Source organism: Marinomonas sp. S3726, from assembly GCF_000967665.1.
GTDB lineage: Bacteria > Pseudomonadota > Gammaproteobacteria > Pseudomonadales > Marinomonadaceae > Marinomonas.
The window spans coordinates 40,351-66,249 of the sequence record NZ_JXYC01000004.1 but is presented as its reverse complement, the minus strand read 5'-3'; the positions used below and the strand labels follow the sequence as shown (position 1 = coordinate 66,249).

The window sequence follows — 25,899 nt, the reverse complement described above, 5'->3', positions numbered from 1 at the left end:
AAAGGTTGATTTTTGAAGTGTTATTCACTATTAAAAAAATCTTGTTTGACAGCGTGTCTTTCTTGTAAGAATGTTGGCCTAAATCAACATTCGCTCATCACAATTTTAAGGTGTTTGTATGTCACTGAATGCACTATCAACCCCTGCTCAAGTTCGTGATCAAATTCGATCAGGACAATGGGGTAAAAACACATCAGGTTTAGCCTCAGGCTATGTACAGGGAAATATTGTTATTCTGCCAAAAGCGTGGGCAGATGATTTCTTAAAGTTCGCCACACTAAACCCTAAGGCTTGCCCAATTGTGGGTATGTCAGAAAACCCAGGTGATTTCTTACTACCTAACGTGGGTGAGAATGTTGATATTCGCAGTGATGTATCAAGCTATAAAATTTTTCGTGATGGGGAATTTAAGCAAGAAGTCAGTGATATCACAGAGTTTTGGCAAGATGACCTTGTGACCTTTGTGCTGGGTTGTTCTTTCTCATTTGAAGAGCCATTAATCGCAGATGGTTTAGAAGTAAGAAATATCACGGAAAATGTTAACGTGCCTATGTATCGCACTAACATTGAATGTCAGTCTGCTGGGCCTTTTTCTGGCACAACCGTAGTGAGTATGCGTCCTATGGTGCCTAAAGATGCCATTCGTGCGATTCAAATTTGTAGCCGTTTCCCTTCTGTTCATGGTGCGCCTTTACACTTTGGTCAGCCAGATATGATAGGCATTAAAGACATTAATACGCCTGATTTTGGTGATGCTGTCACGATTAAAGAAGGTGAAGTGCCTGTGTTCTGGGCTTGCGGTGTGACACCTCAAGTTGCATTAGAACAAGCTAAACCACCATTTTGCATCACCCATAGTCCGGGTTGCATGTTGGTAACTGATATTCGTAACAGCTCTTTGTCCATTCTTTAAGGAGACCATGATGAAATTAAACTGTGATCTAGGTGAAAGTTTTGGTTCTTGGAAAATGGGGCTGGACGAGCAGGTTATGCCATTTTTAGATCAAGCAAATATTGCTTGCGGTTTCCATGCTGGCGACCCAGTTTGGATGACTAAGACGCTAGCATTAGCGGTTGCGAATGGCGTTGAGGTAGGTGCACATCCTGGTTATCCAGACCTTGTTGGTTTTGGCCGTCGTAGTATGAACTGCTCCCATGATGAAATTGTGGGTTTAATGCATTATCAAATGGCTGCCTTAGACGGTATGGCTCAAAGCCAAGGTTCTGTTATGACCTATGTAAAACCTCATGGTGCTTTATATAACGACATGATGAGTAAAGACAGTGTGCGTGCGTCTATTATGCAGGCTGTCGCAAGTTTTTATAAACCTGTGCGCTTGGTGCTTCAAGCAACACCAGAAAGTGCAAAACACAGAGAAGAAGCGCAAGCAGCTGGCCTAGAAGTGAGCTTCGAAGCCTTTGCTGACCGTTGTTATGATGATGATGGTCGTTTGTTATCTCGTGCTAAAGCAGGTGCAGTACATAATCGTGAGCGCATGCTGGCGCAAGTTCAACAGCTAGTGAGCGAAGGGACTGTGACCAGTGTAAGTGGCCATACTTTAACACTGGATGCCGATACTTTATGTGTACATGGTGACAATGAGGAAGGTGTACGCGCTATCGCTGCCATCCGGGAGTTGATTGTCTAATGAATACTGTCACAACACCAAAAGTTTCAGCGCAGATGCTTCCGCATTTGCGTCTGAAAGTCGCTGGTGAGCAAGCGTTTATTTTATATTTTGCAGAACAAACGAGCACCCAAGTGGCAGCTCAAATTCAGGCTGCAACCCAAGCTTTAGTTGAACTAGTTGGCCATAGTTTGATTGATCTAGTGCCTTCTTATGCGTCTTTACTTGTCGTTTTTGATGATAACCAACTCGAGTTTTATCAAGCCCGCCAACTTGTGCTGGAACGCATTCGTCAAGCGGCTATGCACGCTGAAGAGGAAGCGTCACAAGCGAGTAATCAGATTATTCTACCTGTTTATTACGATGTGGAGTCTGGCCCAGATTTAGAAGATCTGGCGCGTGCGAAAGAGCTGACAACCGATGAAATTATTAAGCTGCATTATGAGCAAGAGTATCGAGTTTATGCCATAGGCTTTGCACCTGGTTTTGCTTATTTAGGTGAGCTTGATGAGCGCCTTGCTGCGCCAAGACTGGCAACGCCAAGAAAAGCGGTACCAAAAGGTGCAGTCGCGATTGCAGATAGACAAACAGCGGTTTATCCGTCTGTTTCTCCTGGTGGTTGGAACCTGATTGGTTTATGTCCTGTGCCTATGTTTGATGTGACGAAAACACCAAGTATGCCCATGACAACCGGAGACAGAATTAAGTTCGAGCCGATTTCAAAAGCAGATTTTATCGCCATGGGAGGTGAGCTATGAACACCTTTAAAGTGATTAACCCTGGGGTAATGTCCTTATTACAAGATGCAGGCCGTTTTGGTCAGCATAATATTGGCCTGACAGTCGGTGGTCCTATGGACCCTTTTGCTTTCACTTGGGCTAATCGTCTTTGTCAAAATGAGGTCGGTGCTACCTCAATAGAAACAACCATTGGTGGCTTACAACTAGAAGCCATGACGGATACGCAAATTGCCATCACAGGTGCTGAAACTCAGGTTAAGGTGAACAATCAAGAGCAGCCAATGTGGCAAACATTGAATATTAAAGCCGGCGATAAGATCAAGCTGGGCTTTGCTAGCCAAGGCGCGCGTATTTATTTAGCTGTTGCAGGTGGTTTTGATGTCGAAGCGCAGTTTGGTAGCACAGCAACCGTTGTGCGTGAAGGCATTGGTGGTTTAACGGGAGCAGCGTCAAGCGGTAAAGGGCTTGCAAAAGAAGACATACTAGCAAGCCATGATGTGACAACTATTAGCCCTCTGGCTATGCCGAAGTTAGCAATACCTAATTATGATGCTGAGTGCGTTTTACATACGGTTTTAGGCTATCAAGAAGCCAGCTTTAGTCGTGTGGATAAAGCGTCTTTTTTTAGTTGTGAATATACAGTGAGTGAAAGAGCTGACCGCATGGGCTATCGCATGTTAGGGCCTGCAATTCATTCAAGCACAAGCGCTATGTTGTCTGAGGGTATTTGTCATGGAGCGATTCAGGTACCTGCTGATGGCCAACCTATTGTCCTTCTAAATGACAGGCAGACGATAGGTGGCTACCCAAAAATTGGTTCAGTTATGGCGCGAGATACGGCAAAACTAGCTCAATTGACCCAAGGTAAAAAGCTACGTTTTGAACCTGTTTCGATTGAAGATGCCCACGGCATAAACCAGATTCAAAAATATAAAGAGTCACAAATTACACTAGTTAAAGTGGTCTAGCCGTGAGAAAGTCAAGCCGAGCATTTGATTTAACCACAGGTAGCCATGTCTTTGATTTAAAAGAGTTAGGAGACCGGACAATGGGGTCGATTGAAGAAACAAGTTATGCCTTAGAAGCGCTGTTAGTTGAGCGTAATTTAAGAGGTATGGCTGAGGTGAAACCTGCGCTTAAACCTGGTTATAGCTTAAGAGCGGCTTGTCTTTTAGCGGATGTAGCAACAACCCAAGGTTGCGTTTTTATTGGTACAGGCTTTCCTGTTACAGATACCTTTGAAACCGACGGTCCTGTGGGCGCGATTGCTTTATATGAAGCTTTGGAAAAATTGGGCGCTAAGCCTGTCATCGTATGTGGCCCTCCATTATCTGATGCGATTGCAAAAGAATATCGCGTTGAACCACTCAAACTGGGGACAGCACACGATAGAGTAGCAGAAGCCAAAGCGGCGTTAGCTAAGTGGCAGCCTCAACTATTATTATCAATTGAGCGCCCTGGTATGGCTGCCGATGGTGGTTACTACAATATGCGTGGTGAAGATATCAGCCCACGTACTGCTTGTTTTGATAGCTTTATGCTTGAGTGCGAATGTCCAACCATTGCGATTGGTGATGGTGGCAATGAAATTGGCATGGGGAATGTAACCTCAGCCTTAGAAAACTTAAACATAGTGCCAGCTTCTACCAAGTGTGATGAGCTTGTTATTGCTGATGTCTCCAATTGGGGCGGCTATGGTTTGATTGCGCTACTGGGGCAAATGGAAGAAAGGGATCTATTAGGTGAAATACACCCGATTAAAATTCTGCAATACCTATCTAATTTAGGCAGTGTAGACGGGGTAACTCGCTTAAATCAATTAACGGAAGATGGATTAGAAGCGAGTGCGGGTGATGAACTTATTGTTAAGTTACGCCAACTCACAGGCTTTGCCTGAAACCGCTGTAAATCGATAAAAATTAGACATTAAAGACAGAGATTATAGAGGATACAAAAATGAGCATTGTTTATCTTAATGGTCAGTTTATGCCAATTGAAGAGGCGAAAATCTCGCCATTAGATCGCGGCTTTTTGTTTGGCGACGGCATTTATGAAGTCATCCCAGCTTATGATGGTAAAACAGTGGGTCTTGAGCCTCATATGCAGCGTATGTTTGATGGCATGGCGGCAATCGGTATCAAATCTGAGTTAAGCCTAGATGATTGGAAAGAAATCATTGAAGGTGTGATGGAGAAAAATGGCGGTGGTAACCAAGGTATCTATCTACAAATCAGCCGTGGCGCTGATGTGAAACGCTACCATGCTTTCCCAGAAGGTGTGACGCCAACTATTTTTGCTATGGCTAACCCAATTAAACCTGCGGTTGAAGCCAATGCTGCTACGGCAAAAGGCTTCTCTGTTGCTACGACTCAAGATTTACGCTGGCAGCGTTGCCAAATTAAATCGACTGCTTTGTTAGGTAATGTCCTGCATTTCCAACAAGGTTATGAAGGTGGTAACGATGAGATCTTGCTTTATAACGATCAAGACAATCTAACTGAAGCGAGTTCTTCAAATGCTTTTATTGTTAAAGATGGCAAGGTAATCACACCTATTCAGGATAACCAAATCCTACCGGGTATTACTCGTAACATTATCTTATCTATCCTTGAAAAAGATGGCTCTATTCCTGTAGAAGTACGTGATATTTCAATGGAAGAAGTACGTAATGCAGATGAAATTTGGGTCACTAGCTCATCTAAAGAGCTTGCTCCTGTGACAACTATCGATGGCCAAGCCGTTGGTAATGGTAAAGTAGGCCCTGTTTGGGAAGCTGCTTTTAAATTGTACACAGCAAGCAAGTTCGAATACTAAACGCTTAACTCCCCTTAAGTGTTCTAGTGAAGAAAAAACGCAGCCTAGGCTGCGTTTTTTATTGCTTTAAACTTGCTAGATTAGGCTTAAATAGCACTGATCTAACTGGTTTTAAACTGAGTCGCTATGCTTTGCAAATCAACCGCTAACTCAGCCAAATTATTGCTTGTTTCAGCGATCGACATAGAGCTCATAGTTGACTCTTTTGCTGTTTGAGCAATCTGCATAACATCTTTACTGACAACATCTGATACCTGTTTTTGATGCTTTGAAGCCGTTTCTATGTCTTGATTCATTAAGGTAATTTTCTCAACCGCGTCAATAATACTGGAGAGGGCGGTTGTGACCTCATTTGTTTCGGTGACACTGCTTTGAGTTTTACTGTGATTCTCATGAATAAGGGCAACGGCATCTTGAGAAGCGGCTTGTAATGACTGGGTCATTTCTTGAATCTCTTCAGTCGATACCTGAGTACGGCCAGCTAAGGTCCTAACTTCATCTGCTACTACCGCAAAGCCTCTACCTTGTTCACCCGCTCGGGCGGCTTCTATTGCTGCATTTAACGCCAGTAAGTTGGTTTGTTCTGCAATATCTCGAATGACGTCTAATACCGAGCCTATACGGTTCGAATCAGTTTCTACCTTGTCTATTGTGCCTGCTGTATTTTCGACACTATTCGCTAATGTCATCATGGTATCACTGGCATTTTTAACAATACCTTTGCCTTTTTCGCACTCATGATTCACCTCATGAACAATGGCAGCTGCACTGGCAACATTGTCATGGGTTTGATAAATCATGGATTTCATTGATTGCATTTCCTCACTTAAATGCTGGATTTTAGTTTCTTGCTGTTGGCTGCTGAGATTACTTTGCAAGGCTGTGGAAGACATTTCTTCTGTAGCCGCTGATACATTGCTTGCTGCCCCTGATATTTTGATTATGATGCCTTGGAACTGCTCCATCATGGCATTAAAGGTTGTGGCTGCACTGCCTATTTCATCATTAGAATGAATATTAATCCTCATGGTTAAGTCGTTTTCTTCTTTGGCTTTGGTGATGGTGCTGGATAGCTGTTTAAGAGGCAGCAAAATGCTTCTGACTATCCAAGTCATGGCACTGAGTAATAACGCAGAAATCACAAAAGCAATAATGCGAGTGGTGAGAATTAGGTTATCTATACTGCCGACTTCTTTAGCAATATTGCTTTCTAACTGGGTGCTTAGCTGGGTGATAGCCTCTTCTGTGGCATGTACAGCCGCCCGCATGTCACCACGAATACCACTCTCTTCATTTAACCCTTTTCTTATCATCATTTGGGATGCTTGCTGAAACTTAAGGGCATAATCTTGCATGCTAGAACGTATGCTTTGCTGCGCACTTATGCTTAAAGTGCTTGCTTCAAGTATGCTGATAAAGTCTTGGTAATTCTGGGTGAAGGTATCTAGGTATTTAGGGTTCAAGCGTAATAAGAAATCTTTCTCATTACGACGCAACTGTAACAATTGAGCTAATAGTTGGGATGACTTTGTGTTGGCAAGTGATTCTTCTGCCCTGTGTACTGAATCGCGTAGATTGCCATAAAGGCCATCTTTTGGCGTTAAACCAATTTACTTCTGAGTATTCACCAAGTGATTAAATAGGGCGTGATACTGTTTAAACTCTTGAGTCAGAGTAGTGATGCCATCCGTTTTAATTGCGGCCTTTGTAACGGCTTGCTCAAGCTCAGTGAGCTTACTTTGAGTGACCTCAAACTCTTGGTTAAATTTATCTAGGTACTTTAAATTCTGACGTGACAAAAAGTCCTTTTCACTACGGCGTAACTCAAGGGTGCTAATTTTGACTTGATCTAATGTTATTTGAACTTGGTTAAAGATGCTGATTTTATTAATTTTGTAAAAATCTAAACCTAGCAAAATCAAAACAGCGAGGACGATCAGGATACAGATGAGGAGACATTTTTGCTTAATACTCATAATTCTTCCCTTCCTTGAGATGATGAATCACATAAGCTTAGTTGATATTTCTCATAGTGGCAGTGTTAAAGTACTTTGTTACAAAACTTAGCTAGGGCTTAAACGGCAAGAAGGAAGTGAAAAAACAGAGCTATTTCATTCTTATATAAAGGATATTTAATATGCTCCATACTAATAAAATAGGTTTCATGATATAAACAGCTCAGGTTTTTTTAATAGAGGGAGTTAGAATGTTGAAGTCGTTTTTATTACTGATTTTGGGCACTGTGCTTTTATCAGGATGTGATTTTAAAAGTAACTCGTCTTCAAGTGCTACTTCTACCGCAGATACCACAGCACCGACAGTTTCTTCAACAACACCTGCATCAAGTGCGACCAATATTGATGTGGATGCCGCGATTACCATTACCTTCAGTGAAGGTATGTTAGATTCAACCATTAATACCACTAACATTACTATGGTGAATAGTTCTTCTGCTGCTGTGACAGGCACAGTGACTATAGATTCTGATAGTTTAGTTGCGACTTTTACGCCGTCTGCTTCTTTATCTTATACCGAAACCTACACAGTCTCTTTGTCTACTAATATCACAGATGATTCGAATAATGCGCTAGCCTCAATCTACTCTTGGAGTTTTACAACACACTCTGGTACAGGTGCTTGGAATACGGCTACGGATCAAGTTTCCAGTAGTTCCATTGTTTATCAGCCTTATGACGTGAGTTTGGTTATGGACTCAAACGGTAACGGTATGGCTATCTGGTCTCAAGGTGATGGCACCGCCAATTCAAGTGTGTTTGCTAACTACTACACAGAAAGCACAGCCTCTTGGGGCACTGCAACTGAGATAGATTTAAACGATACGACAGATGCCACTAAGCCAGATATAGGCATTGATGGATCTGGTAATGTGATGGCAGTATGGCAGCAAAGTGATGGTACGGCTGAAAGTATCTATTACAACATCTACACAAAATCGACTTCCTCTTGGGGCACAGCCGCTTTAGTCGATAGCACTAATAACCCTGCTTCTGTTCCTAAAGTTGTGATGAATACCAGTGGTAATGCTGTGGCAGTATGGCGTCAAAGTGACGGTACTTATCAAAGCATTTACTCGAGTACCTATACAGGTACTTGGAGTGCACAGGCGACTTTAGAGGCGGCAAACTTTACCGCGTTTGAACCAAGTCTCGCTATGAATGGTGATGGTGATGCCGTTGCAACTTGGCGTCAAGGTGATGGTACTAGCTCAAATATTTATGCGGCTGTTTATGCTGCAAGCACTTGGGGCGCAGCCGCTGCGATTGATGGCGTTGCCACAGATGCATCAGATTCGGTTCCACAAGTGGCAATCAATAACACAGGTAATGCAGTTGTATTATGGCGTCAAAATGATGGTACAACTGAAAGTATGTATGCCAATAGATACACCAACTCATCAACCTCTTGGGGAACGGCTGCTTTAGTAGAAAGCAGTGCAAATATTGCTCTTGATGACTTTAGTGTGGCCATAGACTCAAACAGTAATGCCATTGCTTTGTGGCTTCAAAGTGATGGGACTGCCGTTAGTACTTATGCAAACCGTTATACAACGTCTTGGGGAACGGCTGAAACTATCGATACAGGTAATAATGCAACTACCGCCCCCCATGTTGCTATCCTGCCTTCGAATGATGCGGTTGCTGTATGGGAGCAATCAGACGGTACGGCAGAGAGTATTTACTCCAGTGTTTATAATGGTAGCTGGTCAACAGCGGCAACCATAGAATCAAGTACCTTTAGCTCGACAGATCCTTTTGTGGTAACTGACCGTACTGGCACTAAAGAAAGTGCGTTAGCAGCATGGCTTAGAACCGTAGGCAGTGTGCATTCTAATTTGTATTAATTGTTAGATATAAAAAAAGCCGATGTATCTATCAGTACATCGGCTTTTTTGTGTCTAGATTTTTTAGATGCTTATCGCGCTAGCTAGCATTATTTATACAAGCCATTCATGCCCAAAGCAAAAGGGGTGTTTTTAAGGCCGTATTTGCTTTCTAAATCTAATATGAAGCCTGTTTTGTGCCACTCTATAATGGTGCTATTCATAAAACTATGGAATCTATCTTCACCTAATCTGACGGCTAATCCCCAAGGATTATCATTAATGGTTGGGAGCGGCATTTCATAGTCCTGTGCCCATTCTGCGTCTTTAAGCTTACCAGCAATAAAAGAGTCATCGTAGACAAACGCGCTGCACTGGCCTTGTTTTAACGCTTCTAGAGATTCTTCAGAACTGCCGAAAGGTACTATCGTCGCACCAAAGGTATTTTCTGTTTCTTGATTATAAAAAGCGCCTTTGATACCGCAGACTTTCTGCCCGTTTAAATCACCCCAACTGGTATATTGGCTAGATTTGTTGGCAATGATATTGCTGCCAGAAGAGTAGTAAGCTTGGTCAGCAATATACACAAGTTCGCGACGTTCAGGCTTGTCACTCATGGTGGCAATGAGTAAATCCACCTTGCCATCAATCAAGAATTCCATACGGTTGCTGCTTTGCGCTGGCACCAGCTCAAGTGAGACACCTAATCTATCCGCTACGTCTTTAGCAAGGTCTATCTCTAATCCCACAATTTCATTTTGGTCATTAAGATAGCCATAGGGTTTATAGTCGGCTTTCACCGCAACAACTAGCGTGCCTTTGGCTTTAATATCATCCAAATCGTCCGCATTGGCGGCAGAGGAGAAGCCAAGTAGGCTGATTAGAATCGAACTTAGGGTCGTTATTGTCTTCATAGTACTTTCCTGCGGTTTGATGAATAAAAAAAGGGCAACCTAACGGTGGCTTGCTAGATTGCCCAAAAGCTTAAATTGACGAATAAAAGCTTGCTGAAATTGTGAATTCTTTACCTGTGTTTAGGCTTGCTGATTAGCAAGGTTCTCTTTGTTATAGATAGCCTTGTCTAGTTCGCCTTCACTCTTACCCACTATGGTTGATACCATCATGTCGCCACATACGTTCACACTAGTACGTGCCATATCTAGAATACGGTCGATACCAGCAACAATCGCTAGACCTTCAATAGGTAGACCAACAGTGGTTAAAACAAGAGACAACATGATCAAACCCGCACCTGGAACACCGGCTGTACCGATAGAGGCTAAGGTTGATGTCATAATGATAAGTAAGTAATCAGAGGTCGTTAGATCAATACCGAATGCTTGGGCAATGAAGAGAGCACATACACCTTGGTAAAGGGCAGTACCGTCCATATTGATAGTGGCGCCAAGCGGTAGAACAAAACTAGAAATACCTTTAGATACACCAAGCTCTTCACGGGCTGCCTTGATAGTGGCTGGTAAAGTGCCAGAGCTACTTGTTGTGGTAAAAGCAACCGCAGCTGGGTTAAGCACACCTTTTAAGTAGCGAACTGGGCTTAGGCCACCAATAGTTGTGATAATACCTGAGTACACGACAACAACATGCAAGATACAGCCAATGTAAACCAGTGCAACTAGCTTGATTAGAGGCAGTAGAATCTCAAGACCATATTTACCTGCAACCCAAGCCATAAGACCAAATACACCGTATGGCGCTAGTTTCATAACCATTTCAGTAAGCTTGTACATAGCTTCTGCAAGGCTGTCGAATACAGCAATAGCTGGTTTCGCTTTCTCACCAACGAGTGTTAGCGCAATACCTAAACCAATCGCAAAAGCGATGATCTGTAGAATGTTGCCAGACGCTAACGCATTGATTGGGTTTTTAGGAATGATATTCAGTAAGGTCTGCACTAATGGTGGTGCATCTTTACCTACCGCAGCACCTGCTTCAACCGTCATGTTAAGACCTGCACCAGGCATGAAAACAGCAGCCAGTGTTAAACCTATGGTAATGGCAACGGCTGTTGTACCTAGGTAAAGGGCAACAGATTTCATACCAATGCGGCCCATTTTGCGTGTGTCTTCTAATGACGTTACACCAACAACCAAAGAGCAGAAGATCAATGGCACAATCAGCATTTTGATTGCATTAATGAAGAGGGTCCCTATCGGTTTTAATACTTCGGCGTTAGGGCCTAAGATAGCCCCAGCGATGACGCCAAGAACCATACCGATAAGAATTTTATGCCATAAGGCTAGACCTGGCTTAGCAGGGCTTTGTGCTTGAGATATAGACATGTGATTACCTTTTTATAATTAGATTTACGCCTACTAATAGGCTTGGTCATATTTAAGTTATTGTTATATTTCGGTTTTAAGAGGCTTGTGCTTCCCTATGTTGAGGTTTAACCATGTTCTTTGGTTGTAAGCAGGTTTTAAGCTCTTTTTCATCCATGAGGTTTTCATCTAACACCAGATCTAACACACTGCGACCAGTGGCTAGAGCCTGTTTAGCAACACGGGTTGCTGTTTCATAACCCAGAGTTGGCGCTATGGCTGTGATAATGCCAATGCTGTTATTCACCAACTCTTGGCATCTTTCTTTATTGGCTGTAATCCCTTGAATACAGCGTGTTTCTAGCATGCCCATGGACTTAGTCAGTAGACGAATAGACTCAAGTACCTTGTAGGCAATTAAGGGTTCCATGGCATTGAGTTGAAGTTGGCCCGCTTCTGCAGCAAAGGTAATCGCAAGATCATTCCCCATGACTTGATAAGCCACCTGATTCATGGCTTCTGGGATCACAGGGTTAATCTTGCCCGGCATGATTGAGCTACCAGGTTGTGCTGCAGGCAGTTGGATTTCAGCTAAACCACAGCGAGGGCCCATGCTTAAAAGGCGTAAGTCGTTGGATATTTTCGATAGCTTGACGGCTAAGCGCTTCAACATACTAGAGAAAAGAACAAAGGCGCCCATGTCAGAGCTTGCTTCGATTAGATCTGTAGCAAGAATAAAATCTATGCCTGTTAGGTTTGCTAACTCTTGTACGGCTAGTGGCGCATAATCTGAGTGGGTATTAATGCCTGTGCCGATTGCTGTGCCACCCAGGTTTACTTCTTTAAGTAACTGGGACAGGTCAGCAATTCGTTGAATATCTTCGTTTAGCGTACTGGCAAAAGACTGGAACTCTTGTCCTAGAGTCATGGGTACAGCATCTTGTAGCTGAGTACGGCCCATCTTGATGATGTCGTTAAACTCTAGCGCTTTATTGCTAAAGGTATCACGCAAAGAGGTCAGGGCTTCAACCAGTTGGCTATGCAATAAAATAATGGAAAGGCGAACGGCAGTTGGATAAACATCATTGGTGGACTGGGACTTATTGATGTCATTATTTGGATGAAGGTGAGTATAGTTTCCCTTCTCCTTACCCATAAGTTCTAGGCCAATATTAGCGATAACTTCATTGGCATTCATATTGGTGGACGTACCTGCACCACCTTGAATCATGTCGACAACAAAGTCTTCATGGTGATGGCCCTGTAGGACTTTATTGGCCGCAGCCTCTATGATATGTGTTTTGTGATCGGACAATTGCCCCAGCTGATTATTGGTTTTGGCGCAGGCAAGTTTCACATAAGCTAGTGCATTAACAAGCTCAGGAAAGTGATTGATAGGTATGCCTGATAAATCAAAGTTGTGGCATGCGCGGCGGGTTTGAATACCATAATAAGCACTTTTAGGTACATCAAGTTCGCCTAATAAGTCTTTCTCTTTGCGCATGGATTGCAGTGTGTCAGTCGCTGGTGTGTGCATCTTGTTCTCATTCTTATCATAATTATTTCAAGCAACTTAAGGCTTAAAACCTGTGCTTGATTAGTGAACTAGATTGCAATTCGGGGGCCAGTTTTTATAATTTTTTAACTGATTGAAATATAAGGGAAAAATATAATTTCGAAGAGAATGAAGGGGTATAACTCAGGGAATAGGGATAAATGAATTTTGATAAAACCCTTATTTATCAGTTGGTTAGCTTGCTAACCTAGGTTATAGAATTAACCTAGGTTATAGGGGTTTAAATTAGGGTAGGAAGCCATTACTGGCTATTCGCCTTTTTAATGCGTTTACTTAAAGCTGGTTGAGAGATTCCCACAAGGCGGGACGCAATAGACTGGTTACCCTTGGCTCTTAACATGGCTTCTTCTATCAGTAGATCGCCAATTTCAGTTAGGGAGGGTAAGCTTTGTTCTGGGTTAAAGCTGATGCAAGCTTGTTCTTCTGCGCTATCAGTCCAAGCCTGAGATAAGTCTTTAGGGCTGATGAGATCTTTAAATGAATCCATAGATAACATCTTGCTACGATGTAACCCCATTGCTTTAAATGCTAGCGCTCTTAGCTCTCGTACATTGCCAGGAAAGGCATAATTAGATAATAAAACAGGCAGTTCTTTTGGAATAGCTGGCTTAGTTTTATTCAACTCGGTTGCGGCTTCTTCAAGAAAAAGGTCGAGCAGAATGGCGATGTCACCACGGCGTTGGCGCAGTGGCGGGATACTGACTTGATGGGTTTGTAAGCGATAATAAAGGTCTTTTCTAAACTCGCCTGCTTCTTGTTTTTGCGTCAAATCCTGATGAGTAGCGACCACGACTCTGGCATTAAGGCGTTTAGGGTGGTCACTGCCAAGTGGATAGTATTCACCTTCTTGCAATAAACGCAGTAATTTCACCTGAGACATCAGACTCAAATCACCTATTTCATCTAAAAATAAGGTACCACCATTGGCTTGTTCTATCATGCCTGCTCGAGCTTTTTCGGCCCCAGAAAAAGCGCCTCGGCTATGACCAAATAGAGTATCGGAGAACATATTATCATCCAGCCCAGCCACGTTAACACTGACAATGGGGCCAGACTTGTGACTCAGTTTATGAATCGCTTGGGCGATGAGCTCTTTACCCACACCGCTTTCACCATTAATCATAATTGGTTGGTTACTGGCAGCAATCGCTTCTAAATACTGGAAAATAGAACGCATGTTTTTGTCTAGGGTGAGAATGCTTTCGAACACTTCTGGGTGCTCTAAGGTGTCATTCAAAAATCGAGACCTTAATTTGTCATTCTCAGAACGCATTTCGATACTGCGAATGGTGCGTTTAATACCTTCGATTAAGTGTACTTCGTCTGTGGTTTTGACAAAGTAATCCAAGGCCCCCAAACGTATGCATTGCATGGCAATCTCGATTTGATTAAGACCACTGATAATAATGACCTTTACATGAGGGTGCGTTTCTAGAATTTGCTCAAGCAGCGACATGCCCGTCACATTGGGCATGTTGAGGTCTAGCAGTACAAGTTCAATCGGGTGTTGCTCTAACATCTGTAGCACATTACGACTGTCATTGGTTTGGAACAGGTGATTAATACCGCCACGACGTTTGAGTGTCATGGTTAAACTGCGTAAGAATGAATCTTCATCGTCGACTAATAAAATGCCAAAGTCTGGGTAAAGGTTGTTACTCATGCATGTGCCTTTTGGTTAGCTTTTAGATTAAATATAGGGAGAGTCAGGGTGACAGTGGTGCCCTTTTTCAAAACGGATTGAAAGCTGAGCTGCCCGCCATGCTCACTGACAATATTGGACGAAATAGACAGGCCTAACCCTGTTCCGCCTTGGTCCCTTTTAGTGGTGAAGAAAGGGTCTTCTAATCGTTTGAGGTTTTCAATGGCGATACCACAACCCTCATCTTTAATTTCTAATACCAGCAAACCTTTGCTTCTATCCATATAGGTTCTGATGTCGATGCTTTTCTCTCTTGAGGTGAGCGATTGCGCAGCATTAAGGATGAGATTGATGATGACCTGCTCAATGCGTTGTGCACTGCCTAAAAAAGTCGGTAACTTATCTTCAAATTTAATGCTGACATTGTCACTGTAATTTCTGACGGTTTGCTCTATCAATCGATAGGAGGTAGAAACCAACTGATTAATATCCACATGCTCTGTCAGTTCAATATTTTCTTGGCGACCAAAATCCCTAAGATCATCAACGATACGGCTAATACGCTGACTGCCTGCCATCATGTCATTAAGCATCTTAGGTAATTCATCTCGCATGAGGGAGTATTCAATGCCAGCCAGATAAAACTCACCTTCTTTTTGATAATGATCCTCAAGAATTTCTTCGAGATCTCGGTGTACTTCTTGAATGGCGGGAATGTTAAGTAGCATCAGGCTACAAGGGTTATTAATTTCGTGAGCAACCCCTGAAACTAGTACCCCTAAGGAAGCCATCTTGTCCGCCTGAATTAATTGTTGTTGTTGTAATTCAAGCCTTTGGGTTCGTTTGAGCACTTCTTTGGAAAGCATACGGTTCCAAATGAGTGATCCCCCTAAAAAGAGCAAAAGAAGAGAAGAGACGATAAGGGTAAATTGGCCAATAAGCTTCCAATCTGGCCCTTGATTACTTAAAGGCCCTAACCATTTGTCATAGATCTCTTGTTGGCGTCCGGTATTTTTTAAGATAGCCATACCTTCACTAAATTTAGCGATTAGGTTTTCATTTTTTTGCAGGGCGGCGTAACCATACCTTTGTGTGCCATAGGGTTGAGTAATGGATCTTAGATTAGAAAGTGCGAGTTCTTTCCCTAAATACAGGCCAGGTAAGTTGGCTACTAAGGCATAATCATTTGCCCCCGACGCGACTAAGCGCAGGGCATCTGCATGGGTTTTAACCAGTATTAGCTCGGCGTTTACCTTATTTTCAACCAGATAATCGTGCATGATGCCTTGATCTTGTACGACTAACCCTTGGCCTTCAAAGTGATTCAAATTGCTAATTAGAGGCAAGCCCTTTCGAGTGAAAATAGACTGATTAATCAGGGCATGGGAAGGGGAAAAGGATAAGGTCTTGGCGCGAGAGTCTGAATAGACCATACCCTGTAAAATATCTATTTCTTGGTTATCTAATTGCTGGCGGACACTGCTCCAGCTATCAAAAACAAACTCTACCTTCATGCCCATGACTTCAGCAATCGCTAAGGTCAGCTCCGTATTATAACCGTCAGGCTCTCCTTGGCTGTTAAGGAATTCATAGGGCGGGTAATTAACATCACCACCGATACGAATCACTTGATCTTGGGCGAAAAGGGATAGGGAAAATAGCAAACTAGCCACTAACAAGAGGCCATTTAATAGGACTTTATTGGTGAAAATTGCCTCTTTAAGCTTTAAAAAGGCTCGCTGTAAAGTCTTTAGACTAAGGCCTGTTTTAATTTGGTTATGGGTGTGTTTATTTCGGGAGTCAGGCATCTTATTTCAACAAGTGTTAGCAATTTTGCACGAATGGATAAATTCATCTTAAATGAAATTCATCCTTTGAATCTATTACTTATTTCGTCAGACACAGAGAATGTTTAAATTCTAAAAAGAAGGTATTTAATGACTAAAACGTGCAATCACGCTATTTTTTAGTTTGCTCTGGAAAGGTTTCTCTCAGTTTCTTTTTAACTTCGCTTGCAGCACCTTTAGGGCTATCTCCTTGCCATGACCAAGACTCAGTATGAAACTGATATTCCTTGTAGTTCTGGCTTTTAGCTTCACCTTTAACAAAATGGCTGAGACAGAGTACTGTGACAAGCGGTTTGTCTTGATGCCAAAAAAAAGCGGCATTTGAATTGAATAAGCGCCACTCATGACATAATTCGAACTCTAGTTTCAATAGGGATAAATGATTTGAAAAGACTGACATTTCAGTTTGTGAATGATCAAGAGAGATTTCTGATTTTGATTCATCTAATATTGATTTTTCCTGCTCGGTCGAAGAGGAGGCTATATCTTCTTGGTGCGTACTAGGGTGTTCCGGGTGAACAACATCAGTGACGACAGAGTGGATTTGCATCTTCTTTCCTTGAGGCTGGGTTGGCTCGTTAGAGCAGCTATCTCTAGCTTGCCTCTCTTGCTCTTCTTGGTGCTCTTTTCTTTTTACTAAAATAAAAATGATGATAAATATGCTTATCGCAAATAATAACCACATGATGCGAACCCAACTTAAGTGTATTGCTTAAGTATAGACGGGCTTGGGGAGAAGTAAGCTGGGGTCACACATAGCTTATAACCCGTTTTAGTGTAGCGGCAGAATGAGCTTAGCTTCTAGGCCGCCTTCGGGACGGTTAATCAGATGAACTTCGCCCCCATGGGCACGTGCAATATTGCGGGCAATACTTAAGCCAAGGCCCATGCCACTGGGGTGATTAGCATGTTTAATTGTGAGTCGCGTATAAGGTTGAAAGACCTTTTCCATTTTTTCAGTTGGAATCCCTGGCCCTTCATCTAGTATGCGAATTGTTACCAGCTCATCATCATTATCTAACTCAACTTTCACCCTTTCACCATAATACAAACCATTATCTATCAGGTTAGTTAAACAGCGTTTTATAGCGAGAGGTTTACCGATATAAGGCTGATCAAGTTCACCACTTAATTGCATGTTTCTTTGGGCTAATTGAGCGCTATTTTGCAAATCCTTGAGCATTTTTAAGATGTTTATTTCGACACGATTCTCATGGATATCTGTCTCTTTCACACTTTGCAGAGCACCTTTTACCAGCATATCCAGATCTTCTAAGTCACGTACCATGGCTTCTCGGGTGTCTTCTTCGTCCACCATTTCGGCCCTAAGCCTTAATCGAGTAATGGGGGTTTTTAAATCATGGGAAATAGACGCGAAGAGGCGCTCTCTGTCATCAAGGTAACGTTGAATACGAGTTTGCATTGCATTAAAAGCATGTGCCGTATTACGTATCTCTTCACTGCCCACTTCTTCGACGGGTTGATAATCTCCCTGACCGAAGGACTCCGCAGCCCTCGCTAATTTGGCTAAAGGCTTAGTCACGCGACGAATAATCAAGAAGCTTAATAGCAGCACTGTCATGATAGAAATGGCGAGAGAAAATAATCTGTCATTAGAGATAGGGGATGAGCCATCCAGAAAATAAGGGTCAGGCATTAAGGTAGCTAAATAGAGCCAATCTTTTTCGTTGATCGGGATCTGTATCACCAAAATAGGGGGCGTTAAAGGTTTCACTAATAAACTGTGATGACCCCATCTTTCAGGTAAATCTGACAGGCGAGTGTGGTTATTAATGACATGCAAATCATCAGGGCTAGAAAAGGCTATTTTAGGGTTAGTAATGCCCAGCTGTTTTGCCAAAGTGTTGCGAAACTCTTCAATCACCACATTTTGTAGAGGCGATTCTTCAAGTTCATTAATGAGTATCTCTTCATTATTGACCGTAACAAAGAAACGAGTTCCCCCCATCTCCTGCAATTGGTCTATGACGATATGGCGATAGTTCTGGGGCAAAGAGGAAAAGTAACTAATAGTGGAAGCAACACGAAAGGCCATGGGTTGGGCCACTTCTCTGACGTTTTGCTCCGCATCAGCAGCAAGCTGCTTAAGCCAAATTGTAGAACTCACCAATTGAGCAATCGTTACCCCTAAGGCGAGAATTATGAGAATTTGTCCGGTTAAGGAACTGGGTAAGCGGCGAAACTTGCTAATGGCATGCTTCACCTTGTGCTTAAGGGATGAATTAGATGGCGACTGAGTTGGCATCTTGGCAGTCCACATCGACAGTCAGTATATAGCCTTCACCGCGTATGGTTTTGATGAGCTGAGGGTGTCTTGCATCTTCATGCAAGCGCTGGCGCAAGCGGCTGATATGCACATCAATAAATCTATCTAGAGGGGCACTATCTCGACCGCGTGTATTCTCAGCAATAAAGTCACGGCTAAGCACTGTGCCAGGATGGTTTAAAAACAGCATAAGCAGGTTGTAATCAGCGCCTGATAACGCTGCTACAGAACCATCTTCATGGCTTAGTTCTCTAGACAGAGTGTCTAAACAGAAGTCAGCAAAACGGAAATGCTTTTGAATGCAGGGGGTAGATTTTGCACCATTGTTCTCGTTTGGAATATCCGCCTGGTTATCAAGGTTGCTTGCTGATATCTGCTCGATACGGCGAAATATCGCCTTCATTCTGGCCAAGAGTTCTCTTGGGTTGAATGGCTTGGCGAGGTAATCGTCTGCCCCAATTTCTAATCCTATAATTCGATCCATTTCATCTGAGTTCGCCGTGAGCATAATCACAGGCACAAGAGACTTCATTCGTAGGGAGCGGCAAACTGAAAAGCCATCTTCTCCAGGAAGCATAATATCGAGGATGATGAGGTCAGCAGCTGAATCCTGTTCAAAATCTGCTAAAAAAGATTCACCTGAATCGGCAGTGCGAACATTAAATTGATGCTTTTCTAAATATGTTTTCAGTAGATTGCGAATTTCTGCATCGTCATCGACGACAAATACCGTTTTAGATCGAGTCATACATCTCTTCTATTTATATTGATGATCGTCTGCTGATATAGGAATAGCGGCATCTTTTGAGTTTAACAAGAATTGAATGGATAACCAATTTGTCTCTAATTAAATAAATTAAGTTGATTTAATTGGGCTTAACTTTCATACTCAAGCCATAAGGTTAAATTCGTACAGATTTTAATCAGAACTTCTAGTTATCCCATGTGAGAGAGCCCATGCAAAACACAAAACTCATCGCCTTTGGTGAAGCCTTAATCGATTTCTTATCAAGTAAAACAGCTAATGAAGGCCAGGAGGAATCCTTTGTAAAGTATCCAGGTGGTGCGCCTGCTAATGTGGCGGTTGCTGCTGCTAAGCTAGGCGTGAATAGCCATTTTGTGGGGCAAGTGGGGGACGATAGCTTTGGGCACTTCTTGGCAGATTGCTTAGCAGGTTATGGCGTACAAATTGAGAATATGCGTTTTAGTAAAGAGGCGAAGACTGCGCTAGCTTTTGTCAGTCTGGATAATGAGGGCGAACGTACCTTTGAGTTCTATCGACAAGCCTCAGCAGATATTCTATATCGCGCTGAATATTTTAACGCTGATTGGTTTAAGGGGAATCAGGGCATTTTCCATACCTGCTCTAATACCTTAACAGACGAGAATATTACTCAGGCTACTTTAGCTGGCATGACAATGGCTGAAGATGCTGGCTGGTTAATCTCTTGTGATGTGAACTTGCGCAGTAACCTGTGGCCAGACCATAAGCCTAATATGCAAAGAGTCATTGACTGGATGATGCAGGCTCATGTTATTAAGGCGAGCTTAGAAGAGCTGGCTGAATTAACTCAAGATCCAATGGATCTGATTAAGCAAACCTTAAAAAATAAGACTCAAATTTTTGTGTTAACTGATGGGGCCAAAAGCGTGCGTTACTTTACTCGCTCGCATACGGGTGAAGTTGCAACACCTAAAGTCGAGGTGAAGGATACAACCGCAGCGGGTGATGCATTTGTCGGTGGTTTATTAGCGCAACTTATTCGTCTTGCTCCTAGTGTTCAAGCTTGTGCAGAATTAGCTGAACAAGACTGGCAAAGTATTATTCAATATGCCGTTGCTTCAGGTGCCTGTGCGGTAACAGAGTTTGGTGCTTATCCAGCATTACCGAACCAAGAACAAGTAAATGCTATCTTGATAAATTAAGTACTTCTTAAAACGATTAAGAATAAAAAATGATCAGTTTTAAACAAAAAGTAGTTAAAAACCTCAAGAAAAGAAAAAAGTTAAATCTTAAGAAAGCTGCTTAAATTTTAAGCAGCTTTAATCTGAACCTGATTACACCTCTCCAAAAAAATACAAAGTCTCAAAATTAGAGTTTGTAAGATATTGATCTGTAATATCTTTATTTTCTATTTTTAAAATGAATAAATTCCTCACTTTCTTACTAATCTTTTTCTATCTTTACTTAACTTTAAATTAAGACAAATTTAAGTGCTAAGTTAACTTGAAAGCCCAAACCTCATTGTTAATAATTTACGGATCTTCTTAATCCTTATAGAAGATTAAAAAAGCAAAATTTGTTTAAGCATAATAAAAATAAAGGTCAGTTAGTTTTATCTAATAGGCCATGAAGGAGTGACAATGAAGAAGTCTCTGTTATCCGCCACAATTGCCCTAGCAATAGGTGCTGTATCTGCTCAAACCTCTGCACAATCTCTTATTTTTAAACCTAATGAAGATTCCCGTTTTAACTGGGCCTCTTACGAAGCGCTTAAATCCACAGACCTATCTGGTGAAACTGTGACAGTTTTTGGCCCTTGGTTAGGTGATGAAAAAGCCTCATTCGAAAGTGTTATCGCATACTTTGAAGAAGCAACCGGAGCAAAAGTAAACTATGCTGGCTCTGACTCTTTTGAGCAGCAAATTGTTATTGATACACAGGCGGGTAGTGCGCCAAACATTTCTATTTTCCCTCAGCCTGGGTTAGCCGCTGACCTTGCTTCTAAAAACCTTTTAACACCGCTTGATAACAAGACGGGTGACTGGGTCAAAGAAAACTATGCTGCTGGACAATCTTGGGTTGATCTTGCGACCTTTAAAAACAAGCAAAACGAAGAAAACCTATACGGTGTTTTCTACCGTGCTGACTTGAAGTCTCTTGTTTGGTACTCACCAGAAAACTTCGCGGATGCTGATTATGAGATCCCTGAAACCATGGAAGAGTTAAAAGAATTAACTCAAGAGATTGTTGCCGACGGCGGCACACCTTGGTGTATCGGTCTGGGTTCAGGTGCAGCGACTGGCTGGCCAGCAACTGACTGGGTAGAAGATCTATTATTACGTACTCAATCACCAAGTGTTTATGACCAGTGGGTGAGTAATGAAATTAAGTTTAATGACCCTCGTGTGGTTGAAGCAATTGAAGACTTTGGTTGGTTTATCCGTAACGATGACAATGTTGATGGCGGTAGCCGAGCAGTCGCTGCGACTGACTTCCGTGATAGCCCTAAAGGTCTGTTTGCATCACCACCAAAATGTTACATGCACAGACAAGCGTCTTTCATTCCTGCTTTCTTCCCAGAAGATACGGTTTTGGGTCTAGATGCTGACTTCTTCTACTTCCCTTCTTATGAATCTAAAGGTCTAGGTAACCCAGTATTGGGTGGCGGTACTATGCTGAGTATCACTAAAGATTCTAAAGGTGCTCGTGCTTTCATGGACTTTATCCGCACACCGATTGCTCATGAAATCTGGATGGCTCAGAAGAGCTTCTTGACTGCCCATAAAGGCGTCAATATTGATTTGTATTCTTCTGAATCAGCGAAAAAACAAGGTGAGATCTTACGTTACTCAACTACTTTCCGTTTTGATGGCTCTGACCTGATGCCAGGTAAAATTGGTGCGGGCTCTTTCTGGACTGGCATGGTCGATTATGCCGGCGGTAAAGATGCAAAAACCGTAGCAACAGAGATCCAAAATAACTGGGATACTTTGAAGTAACCCTAGCAATACCCTTAGTTCATAAACAGACTCCTAGTACCCCTATGCTCTAGGGGTCTGTTATCGTCTCACCTTTGAATGACTGGTTTTACGACTGGTTGTTTCTTCGGAATGGAGGTCCCATGGGACAACTCATTTCTGCTTTGTTTGTCATGTCTATCGGTGTTTTAGGCTGTGCTGTTTATTTTTATGGCTCAAACCTATTACTCGATCTTTGCTTTCCAACAAAGAATCGCCCTCATTTAGTGATAGCTAGAAACCTACGCATTACCAACACCATTCGACCATGGTTGTTTATTGGACCTGCGTTATTAGCACTTGGCTTTTATCTAATTTTCCCTGTATTTGACTCTTTACGTTTGTCTTTCTTAGATAGAACCGGTGAAAACTTTATTGGTTTTGATAACTATCGCTGGCTTTTTTCGAGCGCCGAATTCTTTGAATCATTTAAAAACAACATGCTATGGCTGATTGTTGTGCCAACAGCCGCAACCTTTTTAGGTTTAGTGATAGCAACCATGACGGACCGTATTTGGTGGGGCAATATTGCTAAGAGTTTGATCTTTATGCCGATGGCCATTTCCTTTATTGGTGCTTCGGTTATTTGGAAATTTATTTATGATTTTCGCAGTGGAGACGATGCGCAAATCGGTTTATTAAATGCCATAGTGGTTTTCTTTGGTGGCGAGCCTCAAGCTTGGATCACCATGCCTTTTTGGAACAACTTCTTCCTGATGGCCATCCTGATTTGGATTCAGACAGGTTTTGCCATGGTCATTCTATCAGCTGCACTACGTGGCATTTCAGAAGAGACCATTGAAGCTGCCGTGTTAGATGGTGCCAACGGTGTGCAGATTTTCTTCCGCATTATGGTGCCACAAATCTGGGGCACAATCGCAGTAGTGTGGACCACGATTACCATCTTGGTACTTAAGGTCTTTGATATCGTACTCGCCATGACAAATGGTCAATGGAATACCCAAGTATTGGCTAACCAGATGTTTGATTGGATGTTTAGGGGCGGCGGTGACTCAGGCCGTGGCGCTGTTATCGCTATTATCATCATGGTCCTTGTAATTCCTATCATGGTTTGGAATATCCGCCGTGCCAATGCTGAAATGGAGGGCCGTTAATATGGTTTCATCTGCAAATACTCGTTCCCCATTAACTTTTGTTGTGCACCTGACGGTTCTTTTCCTTGTGGTGATGTGGACTATCCCTACAGCAGGTTTGTTTATTTCTTCGATCCGAGATAAGGATCAGCTATCTGTTTCTGGCTGGTGGACTGCATTATCTGCTTCAGAGCAGCGTTTAGTAACACGGATTGAGATACCTAAAGATCAAACCATGGAAAATAGTGTTTATGTGATCCGTGGTAATGTTTTCACCCAAGCTGGCGACAGCAGTGTTCAACAGTTTGGTTATAGTTCACTTAAGCCACAAGCCTTTGAAGCTGGCACGAAAGCACAAATGAAAAGAGGTAAAACTCTTATAGTGCAAGTCAATGGTGACTATGTGATTACCTCACCTAAAGCCTTTAAAGGACGAGGTCAGCGTGTTTTCTACACAGCCGAAGTGCCGCCACGTTTTACCTTAGATAACTATCGTGAAGTACTGACATCAGAAGGTTTGGGTAAGTCCTTTATTAACTCTCTTACGGTAACCATCCCTGCAACCATCATCCCCATATTGATGGCCGCATTTGCAGCTTATGCCTTAGCTTGGATGAAGTTTCCTGGACGCGCCTTAATGGTTGCTGCTGTGGTGGGACTCTTAGTTGTACCTTTGCAAATGTCTCTGATTCCCTTATTGCGTTCTTATAATGTGATTGGTGAATTTTTAGGTACAGGGTCGAAAACCTATGTGGGAATTTGGTTAGCGCACACGGCTTTTGGTTTGCCTTTAGCTATCTATCTATTGCGTAACTATATTGCTGGATTACCCCGAGAAATTATTGAATCGGCACGTGTTGATGGTGCTTCTGAATTCGATATCTTCAGAAAAATTATTTTGCCTTTGTCGTTTCCTGCATTGGCATCCTTCTCCATTTTCCAATTCTTATGGGTATGGAATGACTTGTTAATCGCGATGGTTTTCCTTGGTAACAATGAAGAACAACTGGTGTTAACTGGCCGTCTGCGTGAATTATTAGGGTCACGAGGAGGTAATTGGGAAATCCTAACTGCATCCGCCTTTATCACTATTATAGTGCCATTGTGCGTGTTTATTGGTTTGCAGCGATTCCTTGTAAGAGGTTTGTTATCGGGTTCAGTGAAATAGATTTTGACCAAATTAATCGGTCCACTGAAAGACAAATTACGACTAACAATTTTTAGAATTTAAGACGCTAGCCGACTAAGGCTAGGCGGATAAAGAGGCAACAAATGGCAGATTTAAAACTAACGAATGTGAAAAAAATCTACGATAACAACGTAGAAGTCATGCGCGATATTAATCTAGACATCAAACAAGGTGAGTTCATCGTGTTTGTTGGGCCATCAGGCTGCGGTAAGTCCACCTTGCTACGTATGATCTCAGGTCTAGAGAGTATATCAGGCGGTACTTTGGAGATTGATGGGGATGTCGTAAATGACATTCCACCTGCCTTACGCGGTATCGCCATGGTATTCCAAAGTTACGCTTTGTACCCGCATATGACAGTGTACGACAACATGGCGTTTAGCTTACAAATTGCCAAGGTAAACAAAGAAGAGATAGATAAGCAGGTACGTAAAGCCGCTGATATGTTGCAGCTTACTAGCTATTTAGATCGTTTACCTAAAGCGCTTTCTGGTGGACAACGCCAACGTGTGGCGATTGGCCGTGCCATTGTTCGCCAGCCTAAAGTCTTCTTGTTTGATGAACCGCTTTCTAACCTAGATGCTGCCCTTCGCGTGGCGACTCGTATGGAAATCGCTAATCTAAAAGAAAGCATGCCTGAATCTACCATGATTTACGTAACTCATGATCAGGTTGAAGCGATGACCTTAGCTGACCGTATTGTGCTTTTATCTGCGGGTAACATAGAACAAGTTGGTGCACCGCTAGATCTTTATGAAAACCCTGCCAATGTTTTTGTGGCGAAATTTATAGGCTCTCCAGCCATGAATATCATGCCTGCCACTATTACTAATTCAGAAAATGACGCTGAGCTTACTTTGAATACAGGTCATCTTGTGCAAATGCCGATTCGTTTGAATTCAAGTGAGAAAGGGCTTTCAGCACAATTTGGTGTGCGTCCTGAAGATTTAACAGTTTGTCAATCTGAGGCTGATACTGTTGTGGTTGAAGGGGATGTGTCCTTTGTGGAATCCCTAGGTGAGGCCACACTTTTATATGTGAAAACCCAAGAAGGTGCGGAACTTGTGGTCGCTAAGTTGGCAGGCACATTGCAGTACAAACGAGGCGATAAGGTTTCCTTAACAGCTAAACCCGAAAAAATGCATTTGTTTAATGCGGCAGGCGATAACTATCGTCGGCTGTAAAACAAACTTAACTAATAACGACTGATTTACTTATTGG

Annotated in this window: 22 protein-coding genes; 12 read left to right on the top strand and 10 right to left on the bottom strand. The window is 42.5% G+C overall.

The genetic code is table 11. The features are described 5' to 3' along the window. The first annotated feature begins 118 nt into the window (after positions 1-118). From TW85_RS01470 to TW85_RS01445, 6 genes are read left to right on the top strand one after another with little or no spacing between them, the layout of a single operon-like run. Positions 119-913, top strand: a complete 795-nt coding sequence (locus TW85_RS01470; RefSeq protein WP_046015313.1) for a putative hydro-lyase — start codon at positions 119-121, stop codon at positions 911-913. Positions 914-920: 7 nt separating this feature from the next. Further along, the gene (locus TW85_RS01465) at positions 921-1,649 is read left to right on the top strand and encodes a 5-oxoprolinase subunit PxpA (RefSeq protein WP_084616072.1); all 729 of its coding nucleotides are present in this window, start codon (positions 921-923) and stop codon (positions 1,647-1,649) included. Then, positions 1,649-2,386, top strand: a complete 738-nt coding sequence (gene pxpB, locus TW85_RS01460) for a 5-oxoprolinase subunit PxpB (RefSeq protein ID WP_084616071.1) — start codon at positions 1,649-1,651, stop codon at positions 2,384-2,386. Before TW85_RS01465 ends, pxpB begins: the two co-directional genes overlap by 1 nt. After that, the gene (locus tag TW85_RS01455; RefSeq protein ID WP_046015311.1) at positions 2,383-3,336 is read left to right on the top strand and encodes a biotin-dependent carboxyltransferase family protein; all 954 of its coding nucleotides are present in this window, start codon (positions 2,383-2,385) and stop codon (positions 3,334-3,336) included. Before pxpB ends, TW85_RS01455 begins: the two co-directional genes overlap by 4 nt. Before the next feature lie 2 nt (positions 3,337-3,338). Then, positions 3,339-4,265 carry a glutamate cyclase domain-containing protein gene (locus TW85_RS01450; protein WP_084616070.1) on the top strand — a complete coding sequence of 309 codons (927 nt, stop codon included), beginning with the start codon at positions 3,339-3,341 and terminating at the stop codon, positions 4,263-4,265. A gap of 59 nt (positions 4,266-4,324) precedes the next feature. Continuing rightward, positions 4,325-5,182 carry a D-amino acid aminotransferase gene (locus TW85_RS01445; protein ID WP_046015309.1) on the top strand — a complete coding sequence of 286 codons (858 nt, stop codon included), beginning with the start codon at positions 4,325-4,327 and terminating at the stop codon, positions 5,180-5,182. Between the two features lie 101 nt (positions 5,183-5,283). On the opposite strand, the gene TW85_RS01440 is transcribed toward TW85_RS01445, so the two are convergent. Together TW85_RS01440 and TW85_RS01435 are read right to left on the bottom strand one after the other, a co-directional pair. Further along, entirely contained in the window at positions 5,284-6,687 is a 1,404-nt protein-coding gene (locus TW85_RS01440) for a methyl-accepting chemotaxis protein (RefSeq protein ID WP_046015308.1), read from the bottom strand. Between the two features lie 105 nt (positions 6,688-6,792). Then, positions 6,793-7,158: a hypothetical protein gene (locus tag TW85_RS01435; RefSeq protein WP_046015307.1), complete on the bottom strand. Its 366-nt coding sequence runs from the start codon at positions 7,156-7,158 to the stop codon at positions 6,793-6,795. 230 nt (positions 7,159-7,388) lie between these two features. Here TW85_RS01435 and TW85_RS01430 point away from each other — a divergent pair, with 230 nt between their 5' ends. Beyond that, entirely contained in the window at positions 7,389-9,044 is a 1,656-nt protein-coding gene (locus TW85_RS01430) for an Ig-like domain-containing protein (protein WP_046015306.1), read from the top strand. A gap of 89 nt (positions 9,045-9,133) precedes the next feature. Here TW85_RS01430 and TW85_RS01425 read toward each other — a convergent pair whose 3' ends face one another. The 8 genes from TW85_RS01425 to TW85_RS01390 all read right to left on the bottom strand — a co-directional run bounded on the left by TW85_RS01425 (position 9,134) and on the right by TW85_RS01390 (position 19,402). Further along, positions 9,134-9,937, bottom strand: coding sequence for a transporter substrate-binding domain-containing protein (locus TW85_RS01425; RefSeq protein ID WP_046015305.1), 804 nt, complete (start codon positions 9,935-9,937; stop codon positions 9,134-9,136). Positions 9,938-10,057: 120 nt separating this feature from the next. Beyond that, the gene (locus TW85_RS01420; protein ID WP_046015304.1) at positions 10,058-11,323 is read right to left on the bottom strand and encodes a dicarboxylate/amino acid:cation symporter; all 1,266 of its coding nucleotides are present in this window, start codon (positions 11,321-11,323) and stop codon (positions 10,058-10,060) included. A gap of 76 nt (positions 11,324-11,399) precedes the next feature. Further along, entirely contained in the window at positions 11,400-12,839 is a 1,440-nt protein-coding gene (locus TW85_RS01415) for an aspartate ammonia-lyase (RefSeq protein WP_046015303.1), read from the bottom strand. A 280-nt stretch (positions 12,840-13,119) separates the two neighbouring features. Then, the gene (locus TW85_RS01410) at positions 13,120-14,541 is read right to left on the bottom strand and encodes a sigma-54 dependent transcriptional regulator (RefSeq protein ID WP_046015302.1); all 1,422 of its coding nucleotides are present in this window, start codon (positions 14,539-14,541) and stop codon (positions 13,120-13,122) included. Then, the gene (locus TW85_RS01405) at positions 14,538-16,328 is read right to left on the bottom strand and encodes a transporter substrate-binding domain-containing protein (RefSeq protein ID WP_238326152.1); all 1,791 of its coding nucleotides are present in this window, start codon (positions 16,326-16,328) and stop codon (positions 14,538-14,540) included. Before TW85_RS01405 ends, TW85_RS01410 begins: the two co-directional genes overlap by 4 nt. A 151-nt stretch (positions 16,329-16,479) precedes the next feature. Then, the gene (locus TW85_RS01400; protein ID WP_046015301.1) at positions 16,480-17,052 is read right to left on the bottom strand and encodes a hypothetical protein; all 573 of its coding nucleotides are present in this window, start codon (positions 17,050-17,052) and stop codon (positions 16,480-16,482) included. 87 nt (positions 17,053-17,139) lie between these two features. Then, a complete protein-coding gene (locus TW85_RS01395) occupies positions 17,140-18,633 on the bottom strand; it encodes an ATP-binding protein (RefSeq protein ID WP_052701777.1) in 1,494 nt (497 codons plus the stop codon). Beyond that, on the bottom strand, positions 18,611-19,402 hold the full coding sequence (locus TW85_RS01390; RefSeq protein ID WP_046015300.1) for a response regulator transcription factor: 792 nt from the start codon (positions 19,400-19,402) through the stop codon (positions 18,611-18,613). The genes TW85_RS01395 and TW85_RS01390 overlap by 23 nt, the downstream gene beginning before the upstream one ends. Positions 19,403-19,611: 209 nt before the next feature. Here TW85_RS01390 and TW85_RS01385 point away from each other — a divergent pair, with 209 nt between their 5' ends. The 5 genes from TW85_RS01385 (at position 19,612) to ugpC (ending at position 25,862) form a co-directional block, all read left to right on the top strand. After that, the gene (locus TW85_RS01385; protein ID WP_046015299.1) at positions 19,612-20,580 is read left to right on the top strand and encodes a carbohydrate kinase; all 969 of its coding nucleotides are present in this window, start codon (positions 19,612-19,614) and stop codon (positions 20,578-20,580) included. A gap of 438 nt (positions 20,581-21,018) precedes the next feature. Then, complete coding sequence (locus tag TW85_RS01380) at positions 21,019-22,377, top strand: ABC transporter substrate-binding protein (protein ID WP_046015298.1); 1,359 nt, start codon at positions 21,019-21,021, stop codon at positions 22,375-22,377. 122 nt (positions 22,378-22,499) lie between these two features. Next, complete coding sequence (locus TW85_RS01375; protein ID WP_046015297.1) at positions 22,500-23,510, top strand: sugar ABC transporter permease; 1,011 nt, start codon at positions 22,500-22,502, stop codon at positions 23,508-23,510. 1 nt (position 23,511) lies between these two features. Next, positions 23,512-24,657 (top strand): carbohydrate ABC transporter permease, encoded by a 1,146-nt coding sequence (locus tag TW85_RS01370; RefSeq protein WP_046015296.1) that lies wholly within the window; start codon positions 23,512-23,514, stop codon positions 24,655-24,657. 104 nt (positions 24,658-24,761) lie between these two features. Further along, positions 24,762-25,862 (top strand): sn-glycerol-3-phosphate ABC transporter ATP-binding protein UgpC, encoded by a 1,101-nt coding sequence (gene ugpC, locus TW85_RS01365; protein ID WP_046015295.1) that lies wholly within the window; start codon positions 24,762-24,764, stop codon positions 25,860-25,862. The last annotated feature ends 37 nt before the right edge of the window (positions 25,863-25,899 follow it).